Origin of the sequence: Bradyrhizobium sp. IC3123 (assembly GCF_020193625.1) — a bacterium.
Lineage (GTDB): Bacteria > Pseudomonadota > Alphaproteobacteria > Rhizobiales > Xanthobacteraceae > Bradyrhizobium > Bradyrhizobium yuanmingense.
Genome location: NZ_JADYVF010000012.1, coordinates 1 through 2,500 on the forward strand (window position 1 = coordinate 1; position 2,500 = coordinate 2,500).

Consider the following 2,500-nt stretch of genomic DNA (forward strand, 5'->3'; position numbering starts at 1 on the left):
GTGGGGGGACAGGGGCCCCATCTAGCGGGCGAGGCGGGCGTCTGGCGGGGGGCGACAGCCCTTGGGACGGCACGCCCCCCAGGTGTGGCGGGGTGCGGAGGAGGGGCCCCGGGGGAGGCCGCCGGGGAGGCCTCTAAGGCGTCCTTCAGAGCCCGCTGGCGGGCAAACTTTTTTTCAGATTTTTTGCCGGGCGGGCTCGTTCGATGTGCCCGGCGGCTTTCTAAATGGCTGGAATCGTGGGTGTTTTCTCGCTGGTCCGCTGTGCGACGATTTGTTGACGATTGGCGTTGACAGGCCGGAAGGTGGGGCCTATAACCCCAACCACTGAGCGCGGCGCCGCCGGGTCACTGACCAAGGCGAGCGAACGCGCCACTGATGCTCCTCACCTTGTTGAGTGACACAACAGCCGACACCAGTCGGTTGGAGTTCATCCATCGTCGGTAAGGGTGTCGGAACCCTTCCTCTCAGGAAGGTTGAGGCCTCCATGGTCTCGGGCTGTTTGACAAGTGAAGATGAAGAAAGAGAAACGTGGACGGCGGAGTCCTTGCGGGTCTCGCTTCCGAGAAGCTTCGGCTTTTCTGATCGAGACCGGACGAAAGACTTCGGCGGTACACGTTTTAAAGGAAACACCATCGTTGCCAGCGATGTGAATCGCGGGCAGCACATCGACTTCGGTCGATAATGGTGGGACCTCGTCAAACGTTGTGATCAGCCGGTTCAAAGTTCAAGTCCAACTTGAGAGTTTGATCCTGGCTCAGAGCGAACGCTGGCGGCAGGCTTAACACATGCAAGTCGAGCGGGCGTAGCAATACGTCAGCGGCAGACGGGTGAGTAACGCGTGGGAACGTACCTTTTGGTTCGGAACAACACAGGGAAACTTGTGCTAATACCGGATAAGCCCTTACGGGGAAAGATTTATCGCCGAAAGATCGGCCCGCGTCTGATTAGCTAGTTGGTGAGGTAATGGCTCACCAAGGCGACGATCAGTAGCTGGTCTGAGAGGATGATCAGCCACATTGGGACTGAGACACGGCCCAAACTCCTACGGGAGGCAGCAGTGGGGAATATTGGACAATGGGGGCAACCCTGATCCAGCCATGCCGCGTGAGTGATGAAGGCCCTAGGGTTGTAAAGCTCTTTTGTGCGGGAAGATAATGACGGTACCGCAAGAATAAGCCCCGGCTAACTTCGTGCCAGCAGCCGCGGTAATACGAAGGGGGCTAGCGTTGCTCGGAATCACTGGGCGTAAAGGGTGCGTAGGCGGGTCTTTAAGTCAGGGGTGAAATCCTGGAGCTCAACTCCAGAACTGCCTTTGATACTGAAGATCTTGAGTCCGGGAGAGGTGAGTGGAACTGCGAGTGTAGAGGTGAAATTCGTAGATATTCGCAAGAACACCAGTGGCGAAGGCGGCTCACTGGCCCGGTACTGACGCTGAGGCACGAAAGCGTGGGGAGCAAACAGGATTAGATACCCTGGTAGTCCACGCCGTAAACGATGAATGCCAGCCGTTAGTGGGTTTACTCACTAGTGGCGCAGCTAACGCTTTAAGCATTCCGCCTGGGGAGTACGGTCGCAAGATTAAAACTCAAAGGAATTGACGGGGGCCCGCACAAGCGGTGGAGCATGTGGTTTAATTCGACGCAACGCGCAGAACCTTACCAGCCCTTGACATGTCCAGGACCGGTCGCAGAGATGTGACCCTCTCTTCGGAGCCTGGAGCACAGGTGCTGCATGGCTGTCGTCAGCTCGTGTCGTGAGATGTTGGGTTAAGTCCCGCAACGAGCGCAACCCCCGTCCTTAGTTGCTACCATTTAGTTGAGCACTCTAAGGAGACTGCCGGTGATAAGCCGCGAGGAAGGTGGGGATGACGTCAAGTCCTCATGGCCCTTACGGGCTGGGCTACACACGTGCTACAATGGCGGTGACAATGGGATGCTAAGGGGCGACCCTTCGCAAATCTCAAAAAGCCGTCTCAGTTCGGATTGGGCTCTGCAACTCGAGCCCATGAAGTTGGAATCGCTAGTAATCGTGGATCAGCACGCCACGGTGAATACGTTCCCGGGCCTTGTACACACCGCCCGTCACACCATGGGAGTTGGTTTTACCTGAAGACGGTGCGCTAACCCGCAAGGGAGGCAGCCGGCCACGGTAGGGTCAGCGACTGGGGTGAAGTCGTAACAAGGTAGCCGTAGGGGAACCTGCGGCTGGATCACCTCCTTTCTAAGGATGATCCTTCAGCGAGCTCACGCTCACTATCGGATCGTTTTAGAAACATCAGTGGCCAACAGATCGCCAGATCGTTGAGCTGCATTGGCGGGATTTCGCCGTCTTCGTTTCTCTTTCTTCGCGGACGAACACGCGCTGGGCCTGCATCATGCCGGATCCCACGGTCCCTGACGGGATATGCGTTAGGGGCTTGTAGCTCAGTTGGTTAGAGCGCGCGCTTGATAAGCGTGAGGTCGGAAGTTCAAGTCTTCCCAGGCCCACCACTTTCATCGAG

Annotated in this window: 1 tRNA gene and 1 rRNA gene; both read left to right on the top strand. The window is 57.2% G+C overall.

Annotated features, from left to right (window positions below):
* Positions 1-731 precede the first annotated feature (731 nt).
* Positions 732-2,220: ribosomal RNA gene (locus I6F20_RS29400) — 16S ribosomal RNA — on the top strand.
* A 192-nt stretch (positions 2,221-2,412) separates the two neighbouring features.
* Positions 2,413-2,489, top strand: a tRNA-Ile gene (locus I6F20_RS29405).
* The last annotated feature ends 11 nt before the right edge of the window (positions 2,490-2,500 follow it).